22 protein-coding genes are annotated in these 22,975 nt (G+C 59.9%); 11 read left to right on the forward strand and 11 right to left on the reverse strand.

Features of this window, described 5'->3' with window-relative positions:
- Nucleotides 1-52 precede the first annotated feature (52 nt).
- Nucleotides 53-1,573, forward strand: a complete 1,521-nt coding sequence (locus IE111_RS16495) for a DUF4153 domain-containing protein (protein WP_189610739.1) — start codon at nucleotides 53-55, stop codon at nucleotides 1,571-1,573.
- 2 nt (nucleotides 1,574-1,575) lie between these two features.
- Here the strand turns inward: IE111_RS16495 and IE111_RS16500 are convergent, their stop codons facing one another.
- Nucleotides 1,576-1,911 carry an ArsR/SmtB family transcription factor gene (locus IE111_RS16500; protein ID WP_444544503.1) on the reverse strand — a complete coding sequence of 112 codons (336 nt, stop codon included), beginning with the start codon at nucleotides 1,909-1,911 and terminating at the stop codon, nucleotides 1,576-1,578.
- 193 nt (nucleotides 1,912-2,104) lie between these two features.
- Here IE111_RS16500 and IE111_RS16505 point away from each other — a divergent pair, with 193 nt between their 5' ends.
- The gene (locus IE111_RS16505) at nucleotides 2,105-3,196 is read left to right on the forward strand and encodes a permease (RefSeq protein WP_189610741.1); all 1,092 of its coding nucleotides are present in this window, start codon (nucleotides 2,105-2,107) and stop codon (nucleotides 3,194-3,196) included.
- A 21-nt stretch (nucleotides 3,197-3,217) separates the two neighbouring features.
- On the opposite strand, the gene IE111_RS16510 is transcribed toward IE111_RS16505, so the two are convergent.
- The 9 genes from IE111_RS16510 to IE111_RS16550 all read right to left on the reverse strand — a co-directional run bounded on the left by IE111_RS16510 (nucleotide 3,218) and on the right by IE111_RS16550 (nucleotide 11,358).
- On the reverse strand, nucleotides 3,218-4,021 hold the full coding sequence (locus tag IE111_RS16510) for a DeoR/GlpR family DNA-binding transcription regulator (RefSeq protein WP_229805398.1): 804 nt from the start codon (nucleotides 4,019-4,021) through the stop codon (nucleotides 3,218-3,220).
- 12 nt (nucleotides 4,022-4,033) lie between these two features.
- Nucleotides 4,034-4,828, reverse strand: coding sequence for an HAD-IIB family hydrolase (locus IE111_RS16515; RefSeq protein ID WP_189610744.1), 795 nt, complete (start codon nucleotides 4,826-4,828; stop codon nucleotides 4,034-4,036).
- Nucleotides 4,829-4,911: 83 nt separating this feature from the next.
- A complete protein-coding gene (phnE, locus tag IE111_RS16520; protein WP_229805399.1) occupies nucleotides 4,912-5,712 on the reverse strand; it encodes a phosphonate ABC transporter, permease protein PhnE in 801 nt (266 codons plus the stop codon).
- Between the two features lie 2 nt (nucleotides 5,713-5,714).
- Nucleotides 5,715-6,536, reverse strand: a complete 822-nt coding sequence (gene phnE / locus IE111_RS16525; protein WP_189610748.1) for a phosphonate ABC transporter, permease protein PhnE — start codon at nucleotides 6,534-6,536, stop codon at nucleotides 5,715-5,717.
- Entirely contained in the window at nucleotides 6,533-7,333 is an 801-nt protein-coding gene (phnC, locus tag IE111_RS16530; RefSeq protein ID WP_189610750.1) for a phosphonate ABC transporter ATP-binding protein, read from the reverse strand. Before phnC ends, phnE (IE111_RS16525) begins: the two co-directional genes overlap by 4 nt.
- 81 nt (nucleotides 7,334-7,414) lie before the next feature.
- The gene (gene phnD, locus IE111_RS16535) at nucleotides 7,415-8,413 is read right to left on the reverse strand and encodes a phosphate/phosphite/phosphonate ABC transporter substrate-binding protein (protein ID WP_189610752.1); all 999 of its coding nucleotides are present in this window, start codon (nucleotides 8,411-8,413) and stop codon (nucleotides 7,415-7,417) included.
- Nucleotides 8,414-8,736: 323 nt separating this feature from the next.
- A complete protein-coding gene (gene lhpI / locus IE111_RS16540) occupies nucleotides 8,737-9,681 on the reverse strand; it encodes a bifunctional Delta(1)-pyrroline-2-carboxylate/Delta(1)-piperideine-2-carboxylate reductase (RefSeq protein WP_189610753.1) in 945 nt (314 codons plus the stop codon).
- Between the two features lie 28 nt (nucleotides 9,682-9,709).
- Entirely contained in the window at nucleotides 9,710-10,105 is a 396-nt protein-coding gene (locus IE111_RS16545; protein WP_189610755.1) for a hypothetical protein, read from the reverse strand.
- Between the two features lie 35 nt (nucleotides 10,106-10,140).
- Entirely contained in the window at nucleotides 10,141-11,358 is a 1,218-nt protein-coding gene (locus IE111_RS16550; protein WP_189610758.1) for a pyridoxal phosphate-dependent aminotransferase, read from the reverse strand.
- A 330-nt stretch (nucleotides 11,359-11,688) separates the two neighbouring features.
- Here IE111_RS16550 and msrB point away from each other — a divergent pair, with 330 nt between their 5' ends.
- Complete coding sequence (gene msrB, locus IE111_RS16555; protein ID WP_189610760.1) at nucleotides 11,689-12,093, forward strand: peptide-methionine (R)-S-oxide reductase MsrB; 405 nt, start codon at nucleotides 11,689-11,691, stop codon at nucleotides 12,091-12,093.
- 75 nt (nucleotides 12,094-12,168) lie between these two features.
- On the opposite strand, the gene IE111_RS16560 is transcribed toward msrB, so the two are convergent.
- Nucleotides 12,169-13,455, reverse strand: coding sequence for a cyanophycinase (locus IE111_RS16560; RefSeq protein WP_189610762.1), 1,287 nt, complete (start codon nucleotides 13,453-13,455; stop codon nucleotides 12,169-12,171).
- Between the two features lie 459 nt (nucleotides 13,456-13,914).
- Between IE111_RS16560 and IE111_RS16565 the strand changes: the two genes are divergently transcribed.
- From IE111_RS16565 to IE111_RS16600, 8 genes are all read left to right on the forward strand, one after another.
- Entirely contained in the window at nucleotides 13,915-14,469 is a 555-nt protein-coding gene (locus IE111_RS16565; protein WP_189610764.1) for a nucleotidyltransferase family protein, read from the forward strand.
- A gap of 430 nt (nucleotides 14,470-14,899) precedes the next feature.
- Entirely contained in the window at nucleotides 14,900-15,478 is a 579-nt protein-coding gene (gene betI, locus IE111_RS16570; protein ID WP_189610766.1) for a transcriptional regulator BetI, read from the forward strand.
- Nucleotides 15,479-15,494: 16 nt separating this feature from the next.
- Nucleotides 15,495-16,958 carry a betaine-aldehyde dehydrogenase gene (gene betB, locus IE111_RS16575; RefSeq protein ID WP_189610768.1) on the forward strand — a complete coding sequence of 488 codons (1,464 nt, stop codon included), beginning with the start codon at nucleotides 15,495-15,497 and terminating at the stop codon, nucleotides 16,956-16,958.
- A gap of 233 nt (nucleotides 16,959-17,191) precedes the next feature.
- Entirely contained in the window at nucleotides 17,192-18,862 is a 1,671-nt protein-coding gene (betA, locus tag IE111_RS16580) for a choline dehydrogenase (protein WP_189610770.1), read from the forward strand.
- A gap of 232 nt (nucleotides 18,863-19,094) precedes the next feature.
- On the forward strand, nucleotides 19,095-20,015 hold the full coding sequence (locus tag IE111_RS16585; RefSeq protein WP_189610934.1) for a choline ABC transporter substrate-binding protein: 921 nt from the start codon (nucleotides 19,095-19,097) through the stop codon (nucleotides 20,013-20,015).
- Between the two features lie 97 nt (nucleotides 20,016-20,112).
- A complete protein-coding gene (gene choW, locus IE111_RS16590; protein WP_229805401.1) occupies nucleotides 20,113-20,943 on the forward strand; it encodes a choline ABC transporter permease subunit in 831 nt (276 codons plus the stop codon).
- Nucleotides 20,944-22,101 (forward strand): choline ABC transporter ATP-binding protein, encoded by a 1,158-nt coding sequence (choV, locus tag IE111_RS16595; protein ID WP_189610774.1) that lies wholly within the window; start codon nucleotides 20,944-20,946, stop codon nucleotides 22,099-22,101. It begins immediately after the preceding gene.
- Between the two features lie 234 nt (nucleotides 22,102-22,335).
- A complete protein-coding gene (locus tag IE111_RS16600; protein WP_189610777.1) occupies nucleotides 22,336-22,881 on the forward strand; it encodes a hypothetical protein in 546 nt (181 codons plus the stop codon).
- Nucleotides 22,882-22,975 lie beyond the last annotated feature (94 nt).

Genomic DNA, 22,975 nt, shown 5'->3' on the forward strand with positions numbered 1-22,975 from the left:
TTGTCTATAGACTTTGTATTGCAAAGTGCTTTCTTAGTCAGGAGCCATCGAAATGGAAAACGAAACCACCGCCGAGTCCTCGACCCTTAAACAAGAGGCCCTGAAACCTGAGCCCGTGAAGCGCGAAACCTTGATGTGGGCGCTGCTGCTGGGTGTTCTGGGGGACATGTTGCTGCGCGAAGGCGTTATTGGGCCGGGGCTGGCGCTGTGGGTCGGCTTGGCGGGCTGCGCAGCCACCGGGTTGGCCTGGCGAGTCGATAAAACCCAATTGCGCTCCGTCGCGGGCTGGTCGGCCGTTGCTTTGGTCGCGGCCGGTATGATGGTGTTACGCGACAGCCCCTCGTTGCGGTTTCTGTTGTTTTTACTATTGCCGGTGGCGTTGTCCCACATTGTGATGCTGAGCTGGGGTGCTCGCCTGGGGCGGTCGTTGCCGGTGGATCATCTCTATGGCCTGTTGTCGGTACCCGCGCGAGCACTGATCGGTGGGGCACCCTTGTTGGACAGCCTCAGGATGAGGCGGGGCCGGGTCGTACCCCGGCTAATGGGCATTGGGCGCGGCCTGATTCTGGCTTTGCCGTTGCTGTGGATCTTTTCGGGGCTACTGTCTTCGGCGGATGCGGCGTTCAACCGGTTTGCGGACCAAGCGTTCGATTGGTTCACGGTGTCGGACCTGACCAGCCATGTGGTTATCGCCCTGGTCCTGGCCTGGGTCGTGAGCGGCTGGCTGAAAGCCGTACTCGATCGCGGCCATGAAAATCTGTTCCTCCGATTGCCGCTGCCCCGTATCGGCCGGGATGAAACGCTGATCGTGCTGGGTTCGCTTGCGCTTCTGTTCGGCGGGTTCGTGGTGTTGCAACTGAGCTATCTGTTCGGCGGCTATGAGGCGATACAAGGTGTTTCCGGACTGACCGTGGCGAACTATGCCCGTCGCGGCTTCTTCGAGCTGGTGGTCATCGCGGGATTGACGCTGGGCGTTTTGCTGGTCGCCAGAGCCGTCACGTCCAGCCAGCGCTTGTATCAATGGCTGGCGTTGGTGCTGGTTGGCCTGGTGCTGGTAATGCTGATCTCCGCCGTGCAGCGGTTCGTGTTGTACATCGACGCTTTCGGTTTGAGCCTGGATCGATTGACCGTACTGGCGATCCTGCTCTGGTTGGCGTTAACTCTGGTGATTTTCGCGACAACGGTGCTGCGCGGGCAGTTTTCCTGGTTCGCGTCCGGATCGACACTGGCCGGTATCGCCGTGGTCCTACTGCTTGCCCTGATGAATCCGGCGGCATGGGTGGCTCGCGTAAACATGGATCGCGCTATTGATCATCAACAGTCGCTGGATACAGACTATCTGGTGTCACTGGGGGCGGACGCTGTGCCAACGGTGCTGGATCGATTGGATCAACTGCCTCAAGCGGATCGATGCACGTTGGCCGCAGAACTGTTGTGGCGCTGGCATACGATGATCGTTACCCAGCCGGATTGGCGAGTGTGGAATCGGGCGCAGGCCAAGGCTGTGGATGGGGTCGCCGAGCGGCACGATTTCCTGAGGGCGGCATCCGAAGGTTGCGCCGTGAACCGATAGGATCAGCGAGCGGTGGATGTGTCGTCGTCGGTATCGATCGCGCACGCCTCATTCACACAGCATTCTTCCATCAGAAAGTTCGCGATCGATTCGATGACCTCGAAACGGGGAAAGCAGTGCAGTGTGCGGCTTTCCCGTACCTGTTCGACCAGTCCCACTTTGACCATTCGGGACAGGTGGTGGGACAGCGTCGACCCGGGGATGCCCAGGGCCTCCTGAATGTCGCCCACGGCCGCGCCGGCGTGGCCGGATTTGACCAGATATCTCAGAATCTGCAGGCGGGTTGGGTGGCCCAGTTCCGCCAGGCAGCCCGCCATCTCGTCCAGGCTCATGTTCATGCCTCACTGTCATGTGATGATAATTCTATATTTCTAGAAATATATTGACAATCGAGTTCGCCCGTTTCAATATTATTTCCATGATTCCGGAAATAACGATTTATATGCATCAGTGCGGCTGAAACAGTGCGACAGCAGACCCGATGCGAACGACTCACCCGGTGTCGCCCATTCATGAAAGGAGAAACGGATCATGACTCAGAACCCGACTTCGCTCAGCCCGGACAGCCAAAAAGCTTCGCCGTCCAGCTGTTGCGGTACCCCGGCCAAACGCCGGTCGAGCTTTCCGCTCGTCGCCGGCCTGAAGAGACTTAATACCCCCTGGACGATCATACTAGCGTTGCCGCTGATCGTGGCTGTGCTGGACCCGGCGCAACTGGAGGCCATGCTCGGCATCGCCAGTCGTGCCTTTCTCGGCACCTTGCCGTTTATCGTTGTGGCCGTGGCGTTGATCGCCGCTCTAAAGGCGACCGGTGCCGAGGCCTTGGTGGCACGGGCATTTGAAGGACGGGAAAACCGCATGATCGTACTGGCGGCCCTGTTTGGCGGGTTGGCTCCGTTCTGCTCCTGCGAGGTGATTCCGTTTGTCGCCGGCTTGCTGGCCGTAGGTACACCATTACCGGCGGTGATGGCGTTCTGGTTGTCCAGTCCGCTGATCGACCCGGCCTCCCTGGTGATCACCGCCGGGGCGCTGGGTTGGCCGTTCGCGATCGGCCGCGCCGTCATCGCGGTCAGTCTGGGCCTGCTGGGTGGTTTCGCGCTGAAAGCGATGATGTCCCGCGCGGTGTATCAGTCACCGCTGCGGCGGGCTCCGGCGCCAAGTTGTGGCGGTGGGGCGACTCGTGGGGCGGTTGTCTGGCGCTTCTGGCAGTCGCCGAGCCGGGTGGCGACGTTCCGGTCCGAAGCGCGAACCAACGGCCTGTTTCTGGTCAAATGGCTCGCCTTCGCCTACGTGCTGGAAGCGATCCTGATTCTTTACGTGCCCGCCGAGTGGGTGGCGACGCTGGTCGGTGGCGATGGCGTAATGGCGGTCGTGATCGGCGCCGCGGTCGGCATGCCGGCCTATCTGAACGGTTACGCCGCACCGGCGTTGGTGGCCGGTTTTATCGAGCAGGGCATGACAGCGGGCGCCGCCATGGCCTTCATGACCGCGGGCGCCATCAGTTCCATTCCGGCCATGACGGCGGTCTGGAGTCTGGTCAAACCCCAGGTGTTTGCGACCTACCTGGGCTTGGGCTTTGTTGGTGCCGTGGGGCTGGGTTGGCTGTTCGGTGCAGTTGTCTAACGGTCGAGTCGGATGGGAAGGCTAGTCCGAGGAAGACTCCGGTTCGATCACCGTCATCGAACCGGGCAGATCCGCGCGAAGCGAGTCGGGCAGATGATCCGTGTAGAACCGATCGATGTATTTGAACGTGGCCACTTTGCAGACGGCGCTTTGTCCCCAGCGATCCTGCCCGGCCAACAGAATGCGGGTGCGGGTGTTGCTGATGACCGCACGATGGGCTTCGGCCTGGCGAATGTCGATGTCGATCATGCCGTGTTGAGGGTCCAGGCTGTCGGTCTCGATGATGCCGTAGTCGGAATAGAACGAGCTGAAAAAATGCGTCACCTCGGGGCCGACAACGTCGTTTTCCTGGTGACGATACTGGCCACCGGACACGATGACCTCGATGTCGCGGTTCTCGGACAAGGCCGAGGCGACCCCCAGGTTGTTGGTCAATACTTTCAGGGATTGATGCCCCAACAAGGCTTTGGCGACGGCGACCATGTTGGCGCCGGAACCGAGGCTGACGGAGGCTTTTTCGGGAATGGTGTCGGCGATGCGCCGGGCGAGACGGTCGATCGGTCGCTCGATCGGCGGTACGTCGTTGGCCGTCGGCGTCATTGTATCCGGGGCCGGCGTGGTGGGCAGGCTGACACCGCCATAATGGCGACGCAACAAGCCCTGTTCACACAGTTGGTTGATGTCACGCCGGATGGTTTGCGGGGTGACGTCAAAACGTCGGGCGATGGAGTCCACGGTCAGTTGGTGCTCTTCTCGCGCCCACTCCAGAATCTGTTCCTGGCGGTTTTTAATGGGGGTCGAGCGCTGTACAGTCTCAGTCGTCACAGTCTTGAAAACTCACGGCTGATGGTCAGGGATGCTGGGTGTACGCTGTTTGAGCCACTGTCGAACCAGTTCGGCAAACCCCAGGCCGCTGGGCTGTCGAGTGATCGATCCGGGGCGATGGGTCATCTGTTCCAAATGTCGATGAATGTTCGCAACGCCGACGCTTTGCGGGAAGAACCGGAACATGCTTTCGTCATTGGGTGCGTCACCCACGAAGACAGCGTGTTGTTTCAGTGCGTCGGGTTCGAGGCCAAGCAATTCCCGACCCAGGCGAACCGCCATGGCGCATTTGTCGAATGGGCCGCGCCAGACATTCAGATGTATGGAACTCATCCTGACATTAAACCCCAACTCCAGCAATGCTTGGGTGACCTGGTCGACTTCGTCCCGATCCAGTCGATGGTCCTGATTATAGTCAATGGCCACGTCCACACGGCGATAGGGCTGATCGTTGGCCAGGTTGATGGGAAAGCCCACATCCAGCGTCTGGATGGCATTCACGATAGCCTGTTGGTCGCGCCGATGTTCCTCTTCAGTATGCCAGAAACGGGTGACCATTGAGCGACCTTCGCTAAACGTAACATAAAACGCGCCACCTTCCCCGATGACGGCTTTGACAGGCCAGGTCCTGACCATCTGGTCACACCAACCGGCACACCCTCCCGTGACCGGGATGATATCCACGCCCGCATCGGCCAGGTCGCACAGGGCCTGGTAGGTTTCCGGAAGCAGGCGTCCTTCGGTCGTGAGGGTGTCGTCGACGTCGGTGAACAACACCGTGGCCGATGAAAAATCGAATTCCATCATGGCGTAAAACAGAGTCCATCATAAAGTGGAAGAAAGCTCCGGTGCGTGAACACCGGAGCGGTCAGGCTGGTTCCGACAGGCTACTAGATCACTTTCTTGCGTAAAACGCTGGTGATGGCTTCACCGAGTATCACCAATACGATGATGGCCAGCAGGATCGTGGCGACCGTTTGCCATGCGAAAGTATCGATTGAGCCTTGCAGCAGTACGCCGATACCGCCGGCACCGACCAGTCCGAGCACGGTGGATTCCCGGATGTTGATGTCCCAGCGCAGAATAATGATCGCAAAGAACGCGGGCATGACCTGAGGCACGATCGCATAGGCGACGACTTTCAGTTTGGACGCGCCTGTCGCCTGCATGGCCTCGACCGGTTTTTTGTCGATTTCTTCGATGGCTTCGCCCATCAATTTACCGATAAAACCGATGGACCGAAACATGACTGCCAGAATACCGGCCAGAACACCGGGGCCAAAAATAGCGACAAACAACAGAGCCCAGATAATGGTGTTGACCGACCGGCTTGAAACGAGAATCAATCGTCCGATCCACAACGTCACCTTGTTCGGCGTGGTGTTTTGCGCGGCGATGTAGGAAACCGGCAATGCGATGAATGCCGTCAGAAAAGTCGACAGAGTGGCGATATGGACCGTCTCCATCAACGCGGACCCGATGGCCATCCAGCCGGAAAAATCCAGCGGCCACATGCGAACGGCGAGGCTTTGAATCTGATTGGGGGCATCCCATACCCAGGGCCAGAATATGTCGATGTCCCGGACCGCCCAGACAATGGCGAACAGAGTGATCGCATAGACCGCGAAACGGGTGAGACGTTCCTGTCGGCTGTAGCGGGACCAGGTTCGCTCCTGTGTGTGTGCTGTCATATCTACCATATCTTTTTCCTCACCCATCCGCTGATGCCTTCGCTGACCAGGATGATGCCGATGATCAACAGCAAAATGGCGAATGCGAAGTCGTAGTCGTAGCGTCCGAAGGCGTTCATCAGTGTCCCGCCGATGCCGCCGGCCCCGACAATGCCGACCACCGCGGAGGCCCGCAGATTACTGTCCAGTTGGTACATCGACAGTCCGATCTGACGGGGAAGCACTTGAGGAAAGACGCCGTAAATCAGGGTTTTGAAGTACCCGGCGCCGACGGACTTCATGGCCTCGACCTGACCCCAGTCGATTTCCTCGATTTCCTCGGCCAGCAGCTTGGCCACGAAACCGATGGAGTAGAGCGTGAGCGTCAGGATGCCGGCAAAGGGACCGAAGCCGACGGCCGCCACAAACAAGATGGCCACAATGACCGGGTGAAAACTCCGTGACACGATGATCAGGCTGCGTCCGAGGAGATAGATCGGTTTCGGGGCGACGTTCTTGGCCGCCATGACGGCAATGGGCACCGACAGCGACACACCGAGCAGGGTGGCCAGAAAGGCGATTTGAAAACTTTCCTTGAAGCCTTTCATCAGCAGATCGGAGCGTTCGAAATTCGGCGGTATGGCGCCACCGAAGATGCGGCCGGCACGAGGCAGCCCTTCGGCGATGCGCGCCCAGTCGAACGGTAATGAACTGAACGCCCAGTACAGGTACACAGCTATACCGGCCATCAGACTGTATCGCACGACCGGGTTGGAGATGAACGGGGGCTTTTTCCAGGTCCGGTTCGACTGTCCCCCGACCGTGTGGGAGGGCTTCTCAGTCATACCGACGCACCCTCCGCCGCAGGGGCTGTTTCAATGGTTTGCCCCTGTTCGTCCGGTGACTCGATGCCGCCGTAAATGGCATCCAGCGCATCCTGATTGAAGTCCTTCGGGCCCCCGTCGAAAATCATTTGACCGTGACGCATGCCGACGATTCGGTCGGTGTACATGCGGGCCTGGGTAACGTTGTGGATATTGATCAGAACCGGCAGGTCCATTTCGCTGGCGAGGGCCTGCAACAGACTCATGATCTGTTGAGACGTTTTCGGGTCGAGTGACGCTGTGGGTTCGTCGGCCAGCAGGATTTCCGGTTCCTGCATCAATGCGCGGACCACGGCAACTCGCTGGCGTTCACCGCCGGAGAGCTGGTCGGCGCGTTTGTTGGCGTAGTGGTCGATGCCGACGCGTTCCATCAAATGAAAAGCGCGATCGATGTCGGATTGCGGGTATTTCCGGGTGATGGCGCGATAGAGGGAGACGTATCCGAGTCGACCGGACAGGACGTTTTCCATCACCGTTAACCGGTCGATCAGGTTGAACCCCTGGAACACCATGCCGATTTTTCGACGCGCTCTGCGCAGTTCCGCGCCACGCAGGTCGACCAGGTCCAATCCGTTCAGTTGTATCCGGCCGGACGTGGGTTCGACCAGTCGGTTGATGCAGCGCAGCAGGGTGCTTTTGCCGGCCCCCGACGCACCCACGATCGATACGACACTGCTGCCATCCACGGTCAGGTCGAGGCCTTTCAGTACCGGCTCGTTCTTACCGTACCGCTTTTCCAGGTTAGAAATCTTTAACATTAATGCTACTCCAGAGCCGTTCGGCCACCCCGGGAACACCCCGTGGTATCCGGAGTATTCGCCGGGTGGCCTGAGGGGTGTTTACTGCAGGTTGTCCTGGGTGTAAGTCACACCGTTGGCTTTCTGGATGGTGCGAATGACTTTCCAGTTGTCCTTGTAGTTGATCGGGATGAACGTCTGTACACCCGCGAACTCCTCGCCCAGAGCGGTCCCGGCGAAGTCAAAGGTGTAGAAGGCTTCGCGCACTTTCTCGGCCAGGTCCGGGTGCAGGTTATAAGCGTGGGTGTAGGAGGTTGTCGGGAAGCGGTCCGACTCCCACAGCAGCCGCACGTCTTCTTCATCGTAAAGGTCGCGAGCCGCCATGCGCTCGACCACTTCGGATGCCACTGGCGCCGCGTCATAGTCCTGTGCGACCACACCGAGCATGGATTGGTCGTGGCTGCCGGAGAATACAATCTCGTAGTCTTCGCCCGGCACGATGCCCATTTCAGGGAACAGCGCTCTCGGGGCCTGGTTGCCGGAGTTCGAAGTCGGCGATGTGTGTGCCACGCGCTTGCCTTTCAAACCCTGAAGATCGGTAATGCCGCTATCCACATGGGTGTAGACCTGCAGTGAGTAGCCGAATTGCCCTTCGCTGGAGCCCATCAAAGCGAACGGGACCGCACCGGCCAGGTTGACGGCGAAAGGCGTCGGACCGGTGGAGAAACCGGCGACATGGAGACGGCCGCTGCGCATCGCTTCGACCTGGGCCGCGTTCGATTGAACGGCGAAGAAACGAACATCACGACCGGTGACGGTCTCCATGTGGTCGATAAAGGGTTGCCAGATATCGGAATAAATCGCGGGGTCTTCGACCGGGGTGTAGGCGAAAATCAGCGTATCGGGGTTCAGCCATTGTGATTCATCGGCCGGCAGGTCGGCCACCAGGTCACCGTCGGTATCGCAGTAGATGGCATCCAGAGCACCGCGTTCACAGTCGGCGAAGGCCTGGCCGGCCAGACCCAGCAGGGCGGCGGAGGCCATGACGGCCTTGGTCAGAGGGTTCCGAGTGACACTGCGAGCGAGACTATTATTCTTCATCGTGTTTCTCCATTTGGACCTTGTCGGCGCGCGTTCATGCGGGATCCGCACGGGTGGGCCGGTACGAAGGACTCGGTTGTTGTAGTTGTTCTCGATTTTCAATCGAAACTTTATGCTATCACCAAACGAACATTTGGCAACCTCGGTGATGATCAAACGAAAAATATAGGGTGAAACGGTCGGAAAATAGGTGTAGATACCGGCCTTTTAAGCGAGTGAGTTTTCAATTGAAAATAGGATGGAAACTGGAGGTAGAGGGAAAGGCGAGGCCGACAAGGCCTGGAATCAGGCTCTTGCCGCCTCGGTAGGGCTATGTTGATCGGTTAGTCGGCGGTGGCCTGATACCGCTCCCACACCTCGATGGCGGCGGCCAGATCCTCCAGCGAGGCGCCGACGGACTTGAACAGGGTGATCTCTTCGTCGTTTTTCCGGCCGGTCACTTCATCCCCCAGGAGCTGTTTCAAATCGCCCTGGACGTCGTCCCAGGTCAGAAACCCTTCGTCGATGGCCTGCAGGATGTCGCCGCCTTCGCCCCGGGCACCGGCCCAGGTATCGACAAAGACCCGGGCCCGGCGCAGGGCTTCGCCATCGGTCTCGCGCATGCTGGGCCGGAAGGCGCCGACCAGGTCGAGGTGGGCACCTGGTTGCAGCCAGGCGCCTTTGATCAGTGGCTCGCTGGACAGGGTGGCGCAACTGACGATGTCGGCCTGGCCTACGCTGGATTCCAGATCGGTGACCACGTGGACTTCAAACCGGTCTTCATAGTGCTCGGCCAGAGCGGCGGCTTTTTCCTCGGACCGACCCCAGATCAGTACCTGACCGATCGGCCTTATAGCGGCATGGGCTTCGATCAGCATGGGCGCCAGCTTGCCGGTGCCGACCACCAAGAGGGTGTAGGCGTCCTCCCGGGCCAGCCACTGGGCGGCCAGTGCCGAGGCGGCGGCGGTGCGTCGCCGGGTCAATTCGCTGCCGTCGATGCAGGCGATGGGGCGGCCGTGTCTGCCCTCGCTCAGCAAATACAGGCCGGAAATCGCTGGCAGGCCCTGGTCGGCGTTCTGGGGAAAGACATTCACCATCTTCACACCGATGTAGCCGTCGGTCTGCCAGGCGGGCATCAGCAGCATGGTGGCTTCGCCGTCCGGCCGGTGCATGGCGTGATGGTGTCTTGGCGGTGCTTCGACGCCGGATACGAAGGTATCCCGAAGTCGGTCGATCAGCGGGGTCCAGTCAAGAAGGTCGGCGACCTGCTCGGCGGAAATGGTCTTCATGTCAGGCCTCCAGAGGGAATTCGAATTGTTAGGTGGCGTGGGCCGCCAGCAACCGTCGCAGCGTATCCTCGGTCATGTCCGAAGAGCCTTCCTGAATCGCCAGTCTCAATTCGTCGATCAGCTTGGGCCCGCCGTCCGGGTCGAACCCGCTCAACAGGCGAAAGGCGTCCAGGGTCAGTACGCAGTGGTTGAAGGCGACCTGGCGTTCCACATCACCGTAGCGGATCAACCCTTCTTCGGCCAGCCAGAGAAAGGTGCTGAAGCAGGCCAGGTGGCGTTCGGAATGCAGGCCGTACTCGTCCGGCGTGTCCGGGCCGCTGATGTCTTCGACATAGAGCGAGATCTGGCGCGGGAAATGGCGGTAGAGCGACGCCAGAATGCGGCCCATGTCGTTGTAGAATTCGGTGATGTGGATGTCGAGCATATTCGATCGTTGGGCTGAGTCGTTTAAAGCCCAGTCTACTCCTGTCGATAGTGACTGAAAAACCGACCCATGCGTTCCAGGGCGTCGGCCAGCATGTCTTTGGGCGGCAGAAAGACGAGCCGGAAGTGGTCGACGTCCGGCCAGTTGAAGCCGCGCCCGTGGACCAGCAGGATCTTTTCCTGGCGCAGCAGGTCCAGCACCGCCTGTTCGTCGTCGTGCAGGCCGAAACGCTGTTTGTCCATCTTTACGAACATGTACAACGCGCCTTTGGGCTTGACGCAGGACAGACCCGGTATGGCGTTGATCATCTCATAACACAGGTCGCGTTGTTCGCGCATGCGCCCGCCGGGCAGGACGAGGTCGTTGATGCTCTGGTAGCCGCCGAGGGCAGTCTGGATGGCATGTTGGGCCGGCACATTGGCGCACAGGCGCATATTGGTCAGCATGTTCAGCCCTTCGATGAAATCGCGGGCCGGGTATTTGGGGCCGCTGACCATCAGCCAACCGGAGCGGAAACCGGCCAGCCGGTAGGATTTGGACAGACCGTTGAAGGTCAGCGTCAGCACGTCCTGGGACAGGGCGGCGAGGCAGTGGTGTTCGGCCTCGTCGTAGAGAATCTTGTCGTAAATCTCGTCGGCCAGGATGACCAGATCGTTCTGGCGGGCGATCTCGACAATGTCGAGCAACAGGTCCTTCGAGTAGACGGCGCCGGTCGGGTTGTTGGGGTTGATCAGGACGATGGCCTTGGTGCGTTCGGTGATCTTGGCGCGGATGTCGTCCAGGTCCGGGAACCAGTCGGCCTCCTCGTCGCACAGATAGTGCACGGCGCGACCGCCGGAGAGGGTGACGGCGCCGGTCCAGAGCGGGTAGTCCGGTGCGGGCACCAGCACTTCGTCGCCGTTGTTCAGCAGGCCCATGCAGGTGAGCTGGATCAGTTCGCTGACGCCGTTGCCCAGGTAGATGTCGTCGATGTCGACATTCTTCACGCCGCGCTGCTGGTAGTATTGCATCACCGCCTTGCGCGCCGAATACAGGCCTTTGGAGTCGCTGTAGCCCTCGCCCTGGGGCAAGTTGCGGATGACGTCGGTGATGATTTCGTCCGGGGCGTCGAACCCGAAGGGTTTGGGGTTGCCGATGTTCAATTTGAGGATGCGGTGGCCTTCATCCTCCATACGGCGGGCTTCGTCCAGCACCGGTCCGCGAATGTCGTACAACACATTGGCCAGTTTGTGCGATTTGTGCAGGTCTTTCATGGGGCTCCCGGATGACTACGGCGTCGGGCAGTGGGCTCAATAACTCAAGTGTCCCAGTTCGAGTAGGCCGGGAGGCGGTGGTCCGCGTCGGCTACCGGGGATACCCCTGTGGGGAAGTCCGCAGCATCCCTGCTGCGGACTTCCCCACAGGGGTACCCCCGGCATCCGCCGCTTGTCTGCTCGGCGAACTCCGAAACCTGAGTCAATAACATTCCGAAAGAGTATAAAAGCGCAGCGGTTTAATTCCTATAGGGGTTATTTGCCGTGTCGGCTTGGGAATGGCCGTGAAACTCGGCAGAATAGCGGCCACATCCATGGGAGGAACCGACCATGAGCGACAAAATTGTGAAATCCGACGAACAATGGCGTGAACAGCTGAGTGACGAGCAATACCGCGTCACGCGACAGGCGGGTACCGAGCGGCCGTTTTCCGGCACTTACTGGGACACGACCGACGCCGGTGTCTACCGCTGCGTCTGCTGCGGCAACAAACTGTTCGAGTCCGACACCAAATACGACGCCGGCTGCGGCTGGCCCAGCTTTTATGACGCACTCGACAAGAGCGCCATTGTCGAACGCGAGGACCATTCGCACGGCATGCACCGCATCGAGGTGCTGTGCGCGCAATGCGACGCCCACCTCGGCCACGTCTTCCCGGACGGACCCGAGCCGACCGGCGTACGCTACTGCATCAATTCGGCGTCGCTGGATTTGGAGAAGGATGGCGACCGGTGAATTCGTAGGGTGGGCACCGCCCACCTATGGGATGACCCACCCGGGTTCATCCCATCACCGGGCATCAACCCAACCTCACTCCAACTCGGACACCGTCACCTCCACCGGCGTAATATCCATCAACACCCGCACAGCCGAGTAATTGTCCTTTAACCCATCCAGATAGTTCCACCAACCGGTGGTCCGGTCATCCTGATAGAACCGCACCTTGAAGCCCCGGCCTTCGGCGTTGAAGTCGTAGCTGACGACCTCGGTCGCGGCTTTGTTGTCCACCAGGTCGTAGGTGATCAGGTCTTTGTAGTTGGGGTTGCGGCTGAACACGCCCGTGTTCATCGGGTTCGGCACATTAATGTACTCATAGCCGACGGTGTCGTATTTCTTGTCGTTGATGGTGAAGGTATCGGACGACACCTGATACCGGTCACCGCCCTGCAGGAAGGACAGACGGATGCCGGTCCAGTGAGGCAGACCCTGAACGGTATCGGCGTTCATATTGCGCACGTCCACCATGGTGACACCGCCATAGCCAATGGCCTCGATGGAGTCTGTGGCGGCCCGGTAGACCATGGCGCTGTTTTCATCGATGCCGAACCCGAGCGGGTAGTCATCACGGTAGTGGTGGTTCACGGCAATCAGTCGACCCAGCCGGGCCTTGCGGTCGAAATGCTGATCGATCACACCGCCCGGGAAAAAGCCCAGGCCGGCACTGGCGTGGACCGGACCGCTTTCCTGCTCGTCCATGCTGCCGTATTCCTCGGTGAAGCCGTTCAGCAAAGCGCCCAGGCTGTCGCCGGAGGCGATCATCACGTCGCTCATCATGGCCGCGCCGGCGCTGGTGCCACCGATGACACCGCCGTTGTCATAGACTGTGTGCAGCGCGTCCAGCACCGGGGTGCGCTCACCGTCCGGCAGTAACGCCTGGGTGATGCGGGTCTGGTCGCCACCGACGAACCAGATGCCGGTGTAACCGGCGACCGTCTCCGCCAGGGTTTCGTCCGAGGCGTTGCCGATCCAGGTGGATTCATCCAGGTCATCGGTGCTGCTGTCGTCTTTCACAGCAATGGGGATCAGCTCCACTTGGTCGCCGGACAGGCCGTATCGAATCAGGTCTTCCTCGAACAGCCGGGCGTATTTCGAGGGCTTCCCGCTCGCGGCGGGCAGGATGCCGATTTTGGCCTTGTCCTCACCACCGGCGAGTTCGATAAAGGCTTCGTACACGGCGGTGTTGGAGGATTCCAGCGCGCCACCGACGGCCAGCAGAGAGCCTTGAGGCGTGTTTTCCTCGGCAAGGCCGGGGTTGGACAGGGTGGACAGCGCACAGGCGGACAGCGCCAACGCGCAACGGGCGAGCGTCGTTTTCATGGTAGTACCTTTTGTTGTGGGTCGATCGGGACGACACGCGCGGACGCACACCCGTCAGGCGCACAGCACCGAGCGTGTCAGACAATCAGAATCGGAAAACCCAGCCGCGTCGGGCCGGTTAGGGGCAGGCTATTCGTCGAACCATTCGCTGAGCGCAAAGCCCTGATGGACAAAGGTCCAGTAGTGGCCGTGGCGCAACGCGATGTGAGTGGTGCAGGAAGTGAGCATCGTCAGCCGTGTTTTTATTGTTAAGCTGTCCCGGCAGCATACTGCGAACCATGCGGCACGACCTAACAGGTTTGCGACGTGTATTCATCGGGTAGGGTGCGCACCGCGCACCAAGGAAGCATGCCCATGCGCAAATGGTGATGGTTTGGCACCAATGGCAATCGCGCTATCCCATGGTGGGCGGTGCCCACCCTACAGGACCCAGCGTTATCGGATGTATTAGGAGAGGGAATGACCCTGGAACAACACTACGAAACCATCAGCACCTGGCTGCGTGAAGACGACCAGCGCATGGCCTGCCTGCGGGCCGTCGCCGATCTGAACCTGCCCGACTGGTGCATCGCCGCCGGCTTTGTCAGAAATCTGGTCTGGGACCGGCTGCACGACTGTGAGACGACGTCGCCCCTCAACGATGTCGATGTGGTGTATTTCGACCCGAACGATGTGTCAGAAGACCGGGATCGCGCCCTGGAAACCCGTTTGTTGGAACAACTGGATAGGCCCTGGTCCGTGAAAAACCAGGCGCGAATGCACCGTCGAAACGGGGATGAGGCTTACCGGGATACGAAAGATGCCATGAGCTATTGGCCGGAGATTGAAACGGCCGTGGGTGCGCGACTGAATAGGGAAGGGTACGTGGAACTGGTATCGCCCTTCGGCTTGGCGCCCCTGATGGCCGGGACCGTGACCATGAATACCCAAAGGCCCAAGCCCGAGGCGTTTTGGGAGCGGGTCGAGGGAAAAGGTTGGTTGGAGCGTTGGCCAAAGTTGCGAGTGGTAGATTGACGACTCGGTTGTAGACCATGGATGTGGGTATAGGGGCAGGTAGGTTGGATTACGCCTGCGGCTACCGAAGCCGGTGTGCCGGACCAGACGTACCGATCCAACCTACGATGCTTTGTAACGGGTAGGGTGCGCACCGCGCACCATGGAAGCATGCCGCCCTGCGCCAATGGTGACGAATTTGCACTCTGGTCATCAGCGACACGCCATGGTGGGCGGCCGAGACGTCGGACCGGCCCACCCTACAACACCCGAAAACACTTTAGACCACTATGGAATAACCCGCCCCGGCGCTAGACCATAACCCCTCTGTCCGGGCACAAAAAGCGACCACCCCCGTCGTTTTCAGCCAAAACCGCCCCCTTGAACTTTAGTGCTCAATCCATTAATGTGTTTTTTATTGAACGATCAATCAAAAACAGGAAGCCGCAATATGCCTAAGGTTGGTATGGAGCCCATCCGGCGAAAACAGTTGATCGAAGCCACTCAAGCCTGCATTGGCGAGGTGGGTTTCGGTGCGACCACGGTGCAGAGCATCGCCAAGCGCGCCGGGGTTTCGGCCGGGATCATTGCCCATTATTTCGGGAACAAGATGGGGCTCCTTGAAGCCACCATGCGCGAATTGCTGCAACAGCTCAAGGTTGAATTGATCGAGCGGCTCGGCAGCAGCGCCACGCCGCGCGACCGGATCAACGCCATCATCGACACCAACTTCTCCAAAACGCAGACCAATGCCCTGGCGGCCAAGACCTGGCTGGCGTTCTGGAGCGGTGCCATGCACGAGCCGGCCTTCGCGCAGCTGCAGCGCATCAACAAGATGCGCCTGCACTCCAACCTGAAATACAGCTTCAAGGAACTGGGTCTGGCCGACCCGGACCACGCTGCGGCCTCCCTATCGGCCCTGATCGACGGCCTCTGGCTGCGCGGTGCGCTGTCACCCGAAGGCATCGACGTCGATCGCTGTGTGGACCTGTGTTGTCGCCACGCCGAACTACTGATTCAAGCCGGTTAATTTGGAGAACGCACGAATGACGCTCCCTGTACTGCAGTCCTTTATCCACGGTCGCTACGTCGCCAACAGCAGCGGTGAAACCTTTCCCGCCATCAACCCCGCGACCGGCGAAACGATTTATACCGTAGAACAGGCCGACGATGGCCTGATTCAACAGGCCATCGACAGCGCCGCCGAAGGCTTCGCCCAATGGTCCGCCATGACCGGTATGGAGCGCTCGCGCATCCTGCGACGCGCCGTCGACCTGCTGCGCGAGCGCAACGACGACCTCGCCCGCGTCGAAGTGCTCGACACCGGCAAACCCTGGCAGGAAGCCAGCATCGTCGACATCGTCACCGGCGCCGACGCCATCGAATACTATTCCGGCCTCGCCGACGCCATCGAAGGCACACAACAGGACCTCGGCGGCGACTTCTACTACACCCGTCGCGAACCGCTCGGCATCTGCGCCGGCATCGGCGCCTGGAACTACCCGATCCAGATCGCCTGCTGGAAATCCGCCCCCGCGCTCGCCTGCGGCAACGCCATGGTCTTCAAACCGTCCGAAGAAACCCCCATGGGCGCCGCCAAACTGGCCGAAATCTTCATCGAAGCCGGCGTTCCCGCAGGCGTTTTCAACGTCGTCCAGGGCGACTACCGCGTCGGCCAGGCCCTCACCGGCCACCCCGACATCGCCAAAGTCTCCTTCACCGGCGAAGTCGGCACCGGCAAAAAAGTCATGGCCGACTCCGCCAGCAACCTGAAAGACGTCACCATGGAACTCGGCGGCAAATCCCCCATGATCGTCTTCAACGACGCCGACCTCGACAACGCCGTCAGCGGCGCGCTGCTCGCCAACTTCTACACCCAGGGCGAAGTGTGCACCCACGCCACCCGCGTCTTCGTCCACGACGACCTCTACGACGCCTTCCTGGAAAAAGCCAGAGCGCGCACCGAAGCCGGCGCCGTCATCGGCGACCCGATGAACCCCGACACCAACATCGGCGCCCTCATCTCCAAAGACCACCTGTCCAAGGTCATGAACGCCATCGAAGCCGGCAAAAACAGCGGCGCCCGCCTGGTCACCGGCGGCGAAGCCGTACAGCCCGAAGGTTGCGAAGGCGGCAGCTTCGTGCAACCGACCATCTTCGCCGACTGCACCGACGACATGCCCCAGGTCCGCGAAGAAATCTTCGGCCCCGTCATGTCCGTACTGCGCTTCAGCGACGAAACCGACGTCATCCGCCGCGCCAATGACACCCACTACGGCCTCGCCGCCTGCGTCTTCACCCAGAACATCCAGCGCGCCCATCGCGTCACCGCCCAACTGCAAGCGGGCATCTGCTGGATCAACACCTACGGCGAATCCCCGGCCGAAATGCCGGTGGGTGGCTACAAACAAAGCGGCGTCGGCCGTGAAAACGGAATGGCGACGTTGCACCAGTACACCCAGATCAAATCGGTGTATGTGGGTATGAACCCAGTCGAGGCACCGTTTTAAAAGGTACTGAAACAGGAGTCGACTCCTGGAGTAACCACGAATCGAGCGCCGGATGCCGGGTGGTCTGATTCGGGGATGTCGGCAGCCAGGATGGCTGCCGCCAAGCCCCCAGGGATGGGTTCACGGCGACCCCGAAGCAGACCACCCGGTAGCCGGCGCGGGCTCCTGGCTTCCAAGACCATGTAGCCAATGTGGACCACAGGCAACCATTTCAAAGAGTGGCACCAAAGACCATGACATCGTTTGATAAAGAATTTGATTACATCATTGTGGGAACCGGTTCCGCCGGCTGCGTCCTCGCCAACCGACTGTCCGAAGACAGCGACTCCCAAGTCCTCGTCCTCGAAGCCGGCCGCAAGGACGACACCTGGAAAATCCACATGCCCGCCGCCCTGACCTACAACCTCGGCGACGCCAAATACAACTGGTACTACCACACCGAACCCCAGGAATACATGAACAACCGCCGCCTCTACTGGCCGCGCGGCAAAGTCTGGGGCGGTGGCTCCTCATTGAACGCCATGGTCTACATCCGCGGCCACGCCTTCGACTACGACCGCTGGCAGGAAGAGGGCGCCGACGGCTGGTCCTACGCCGACGTACTGCCGTACTTCCGCAAAGCCGAAACCCGCGAAAAAGGGGCCGACGACTATCGCGGTGGCGAAGGCCCGCTCAACGTCCACACCGGCGACGAAACCAATCCCCTGTTCGACGCCTTCATCGAAGCCGGACAACAGGCCGGCTACCCCTACACCGAAGACATGAACGGCTACCAGCAGGAAGGCTTCGGCGTCATGGACATGACCATCAAACAGGGCAAGCGCTGGAACACCGCCCAGGCCTACCTGCGCCCCGTACTCGACCGCCCGAACCTCACCGCCGAAACCGGCGCCATGGTCCAGCGCATCCTGTTCGAAGGCGACACCGCCGTCGGCGTCGAATACATCCAGAAAAACCGCAGCGTCACAGTCCGTGCCCGTAAAGAAGCCATCCTCAGCGGCGGCGCCATCAACTCGCCGCAGCTGCTCATGCTCTCCGGTATCGGCGACGAACAACACCTGGCCGAGCACGGCATCAAAACCGTTGCGCACCTTCCCGGTGTCGGCCAGAACCTGCAAGACCACCTCGAACTCTACGTCCAGGTCCAGTGCAAGGAACCCATCACCCTCTACAAATACACCCAGCAACCGCACAAAACGATTGCCGGTGTCACCTGGTTCCTGAACCATGACAAAGGGGCCTGCCGCACCGCCCACCTCGAAGCCGGCGGCTTTATCCGCAGTGAAGCGGGCGTCAAACACCCGGACATCCAGTTCCACTTCTTGCCGTCCCAGGTCATCGACCATGGCCGGACCGACCCGCAACTGCACGCCTACCAGTGCCACGTCGGCCCCATGCGCCAGACCAGCCGCGGCTACCTGAAACTGCGTTCCGCCGACCCGAGCGAACACCCGATCATTCAACCCAACCTGCTCAGCACCGAGCGCGACCGTTGGGAAATGCGCCAGAGCATCAAACTGACGCGTGAAATCCTCGCCCAGGACGCCTTTGGACCCTTCCGTGGTGCCGAACTGCAACCCGGACCCGATGTCCAGACGGACGAAGAAATCGACGAATTTGTGCGCCAAAAATCGGACAGCGCCTATCATCCATCCTGCACCTGCAAGATGGGCGCGAAAGACGACCCCATGGCCGTCGTCGACAGCGAAGCGCGCGTTCATGGCATCAACAACCTGCGCGTCGTCGACGCCTCCATCATGCCCAGCGTCGTCAGCGGTAATTTGAACGCGCCGACCATCATGTTGGCCGAGAAATGCGCGGACCATATTCGGGGTCGGGATTTATTGCCGAAGTCCGATGCGCCGGTTTGGGTGCATCCGAATTGGGAGACGGAGCAGCGTTGACATTCAGTTTCGGGGTTTCTAGTGGTGCCAGAACCCGCACCGGCTACCGGGTAGACCCATTCGGGGTCGCCGTAAACCCATCCATGGGGGCTTGACGGCCGCCATCCTGGCGGCCGACATCCCCGAATGGGTCTACCCGGCATCCGGCGCTAGCCAGCAGCGAACTCCGAAAGTTGAGCTACTAGTCACCTGTCAAAGAAGACAACGACAAAAGAGGAAGAGAACCATGAAAATGAAGACACTCATCGCCGCGACAACCCTGGCGGGCTCAGCCGCCCTGGCGCAAGCCAACCAGTGCGATACCGTCCGGTTCGCCGACGTCGGCTGGACCGACATCACCGCCACCACCGCACTGACCTCCGTGGTCCTGGAAAGCATCGGCTACGACACCGAAAGCCAGCTGCTGTCCGTCCCGGTCACCTACAAATCCCTGGAAAACGGCGACATCGACGTCTTCCTGGGCAACTGGATGCCGACGATGGAAGGCGACATCGCGCCGTATCGCGAAGCCGGCACCATCGACATCCTTGGCAAGAATCTGGAAGGCGCCAAATACACCTTGGCGGTTCCCCAATACGTCCATGACGCGGGCGTCACCAGCTTCGCGGATATTGCCAAGCATGCCGACAAATTCGACCAGGAAATCTTCGGCATCGAACCGGGCAACGACGGCAACCGTCTGATCCAATCCATGATCGACAAAGACGCCTTCGGCCTCGGTGACTTCGAAGTCGTCGAATCCTCAGAAGCCGGCATGTTGTCCCAGGTCCGTCGCGCCACGCGTGGTGACGACTGGATCGTCTTTCTGGGCTGGGAACCACACCCGATGAACGCCAACTTCGACCTGGCGTATCTGTCCGGCGGTGACGACTACTTCGGCCCCAACTACGGCGGCGCTACGGTCTACACCAACGTTCGCAAGGATTACACCAGTGAATGCCCGAACGTCGGCCAACTGCTGAACAACCTGGAATTCACCCTGGCCATGGAAAACGAAGTGATGGCCAAGATCCTCGACGACGGTGAGCAGCCCAAAGCCGCGGCGAAAGCCTGGTTGGCCGCCAACCCGGACGTACTGGACAGCTGGCTGGACGGCGTCGACACCATCGACGGTGAATCGGCTCTGGAAAAAGCCCGCGTGGCATTGCAGTAATTCGACGCTGACAACCTGAAGGGGGAGGGGTGGCATCGATACGATGCCGTCCGTCCCCCGGTTTGAATTCAGCGTCCCCACCGAGACTTTTGTTCCTATGGAAGATTATAAAATCCCCCTGGGCCGGTCGATCGAACGTTTTTTCGACTGGCTGGTGGATGCGGGCGATTGGCTGTTCGATGGTATTTCCGTCGTGCTCGAATGGCTGATCGAAAGCACCACCGACGCACTGCTCTGGTTTCCGACCTGGGCCTTTATCATCATCGCCGTTGGCATGGTCGCCTGGTTTCGTCGCAACCACGGCCTGACGGCTTTTGCCCTGATATCCCTGCTGTTGATCTGGAACCTGGGGTATTGGGAAGACACCATTCAAACACTCGTCATGGTGGTGTATGCCACTGGCCTGTGTGTGCTGCTCGGTCTGCCCATCGGCATCATGACCGCCCATCGTCCGTGGATGTTCACCGCCATCCGGCCGGTGCTCGATTTGATGCAAACCGTGCCACCATTTGTGTACTTGATTCCAACCTTGACCCTGTTTGGTCTGGGTGTTGTACCGGGCCTGATCGCGACCATGGTGTTCGCCATCGCCGCCCCGATTCGCCTGACGCACCTGGGCATCTCCCAGGTCCCGAAAGAGTTGGTCGAGGCGGGTCGTTCCTTTGGCTGTTCCAATCAGCAGCTGTTGTGGCGCATCGAAATTCCGGCCGCTGCCTCCAGCATTGCTGCGGGCATAACCCAGTGCATCATGCTGTCTCTGTCCATGGTGGTGATTTCCGCTCTGGTCGGAGCCGACGGCCTCGGTAAACCCGTGGTACGCGCCTTGAATACCGTCGACATCGCCCGCGGCTTTGAAGCCGGCCTGGCCATCGTCCTGTTGGCGATTCTGCTGGACCGCCTGTTCAAGAACAAACACGAGGTGAGCTGAATGATCGAATTCAAGAACGTCGACCTGGTCTTCGGTAAAAAAACCGATCGGGCCCTGCCCTTGCTGGACCAGGGGTACGATCGCGAACGCCTCCTCGATGAAACCGGCCTGGTACTCGGCGTGCGAGACGCCAATCTGAAGGTCAACAAAGGCGAAATCTGTGTTCTGATGGGGTTGTCCGGTTCGGGCAAATCCAGTCTGATCCGGTGCGTGAACGGTTTGAACGATGTCACGCGCGGCGAGGTGCTGATTGAACACCACGGCGAAACACTGGACTTCTTCAAGGCGGACGCGGAGACCCAACGCGAGATCCGCATGAAACGGATTTCCATGGTATTCCAGCGCTTCGCCTTGATGCCGTGGCTGACCGTCGCCGAAAACGTCGCCTTTGCGCTGGACGTACAAAAACTGCCGAAAGATGAGATCGAGCGGCGGGTGAGCGAACAGTTGGCCATTGTCGGGCTGACCGAATGGCGCGACCACAAGCCCAGTGCCCTGTCCGGTGGCATGCAGCAACGCGTCGGCTTGGCCCGGGCGTTGGCGACCGAGTCCGACATTCTGTTGATGGACGAACCGTTTTCGGCACTGGATCCTTTGATCCGTCAGCAATTGCAGGAAGAGCTGCTGCAGCTGCAGGAAAAACTGCAGAAGACCATTATTTTTGTCAGCCACGATCTGGACGAAGCCCTGAAGCTCGGCAACACCATCGCCATCATGAAGGATGGCTGCATTGTCCAGCAGGGCAAACCCCAGGACATCGTGCTGCGTCCGGCCACGGACTACGTCAAGGACTTCGTCGCCCATACCAACCCGTTGCATGTACTGCGCTGCGGCGATATCGCCCAACCGCTCACCGACCACCCGCAACGCGACGGGCGTTATTGCATCGACGAAAAACAGGACTGCTGGTATGACGCGGCCGGGCAGCAGCTGTATCAGGGTAGCCAGGCGGTCGCTTTGCAGCGCTGGCAGACCGGCGAGTCGATGGATGCCTTGCACGCCCAGCCAACGCTGGTGGACGCGGGGTGCACCTTCAAGGATGCCCTGGAAATACGATATCGCACCGGGTACGCGGTACTGGTCACCGATGGGGCGGGTGAGACCCGGGTCATTGGCGATCGGGAACTGTACCGAGGGCTGCTCGGGCAGGCCGCCTGAGTGTGTGTTGGGTTACGCGCGTTCGCGCTAACCCAACCTGCATCATCGATGCCACTGTACGTGCTGGCGTTCCGCTTCCGTACCAGAGCACTACCCACTTCTCCTTTCCGTCGGCAGAATGCTGGCGCCATCCGTATTAAGACCATGGTCTAATAGATCTCGATTCAAGAAACCGTCATCTTGAATCATGGCTCAAACCCCTTCCACAACGACAAAAAGATCGGGGGACGCATTATGAATCTGTGGTGGCTCGTCACGTCCAGTGTCTATTGCAGTTATTCCGAACTCAAGCAGCGCCGCTGTCTCGCGCTGGGCTGGCGTGAGATCGGCGATCTGGAGCGCTACATCAAGGAAAAGAAAGGTTGGGAACGCCAGTTCAAAACCTTTGTGCAACTCAAGGGCAACATCGCCTACCCGCGCGATAAACGCTGGACCGAGGAGGACAGCGCTCTCACCGGCGTACCCACGATTTTCTGGAATCTGCTGCAGATCCGGGAAGGGGATTATGTCGCCGTTATCGAAACCGGCAACCAACTGACTCTGGGCAGCATCGAAGTGCGCGGCGTGGGCCGTGTCACGCAGGATGCCATGCGCAGTTATCACTTCAACGAGGAATTCCACCACGCCCACGAAGTCTGTGCCGGGCTGGAGTGGAAAGACTGGGATCTGGCGCACTACGGTGAGCTGGATAAACCGAGTCGGTCATTCAAGGCCTTGTTGCAGGATAACGATCAGTTGGACAAGGTGGATGAAGCCTGGGGGGCGATAACAGCGGAGTAGGGCAGAAGAGCGAAGCGATATCTGCCATGGGAATTTGATTTGGCTCAAATCTGGTATTTTGCCATCGGTTTAGTATCGGCAGATATCGCTCCGC

Origin of the sequence: Saccharospirillum salsuginis (assembly GCF_014651855.1) — a bacterium.
GTDB classification, from domain to species: Bacteria; Pseudomonadota; Gammaproteobacteria; order Pseudomonadales; family Natronospirillaceae; genus Saccharospirillum; species Saccharospirillum salsuginis.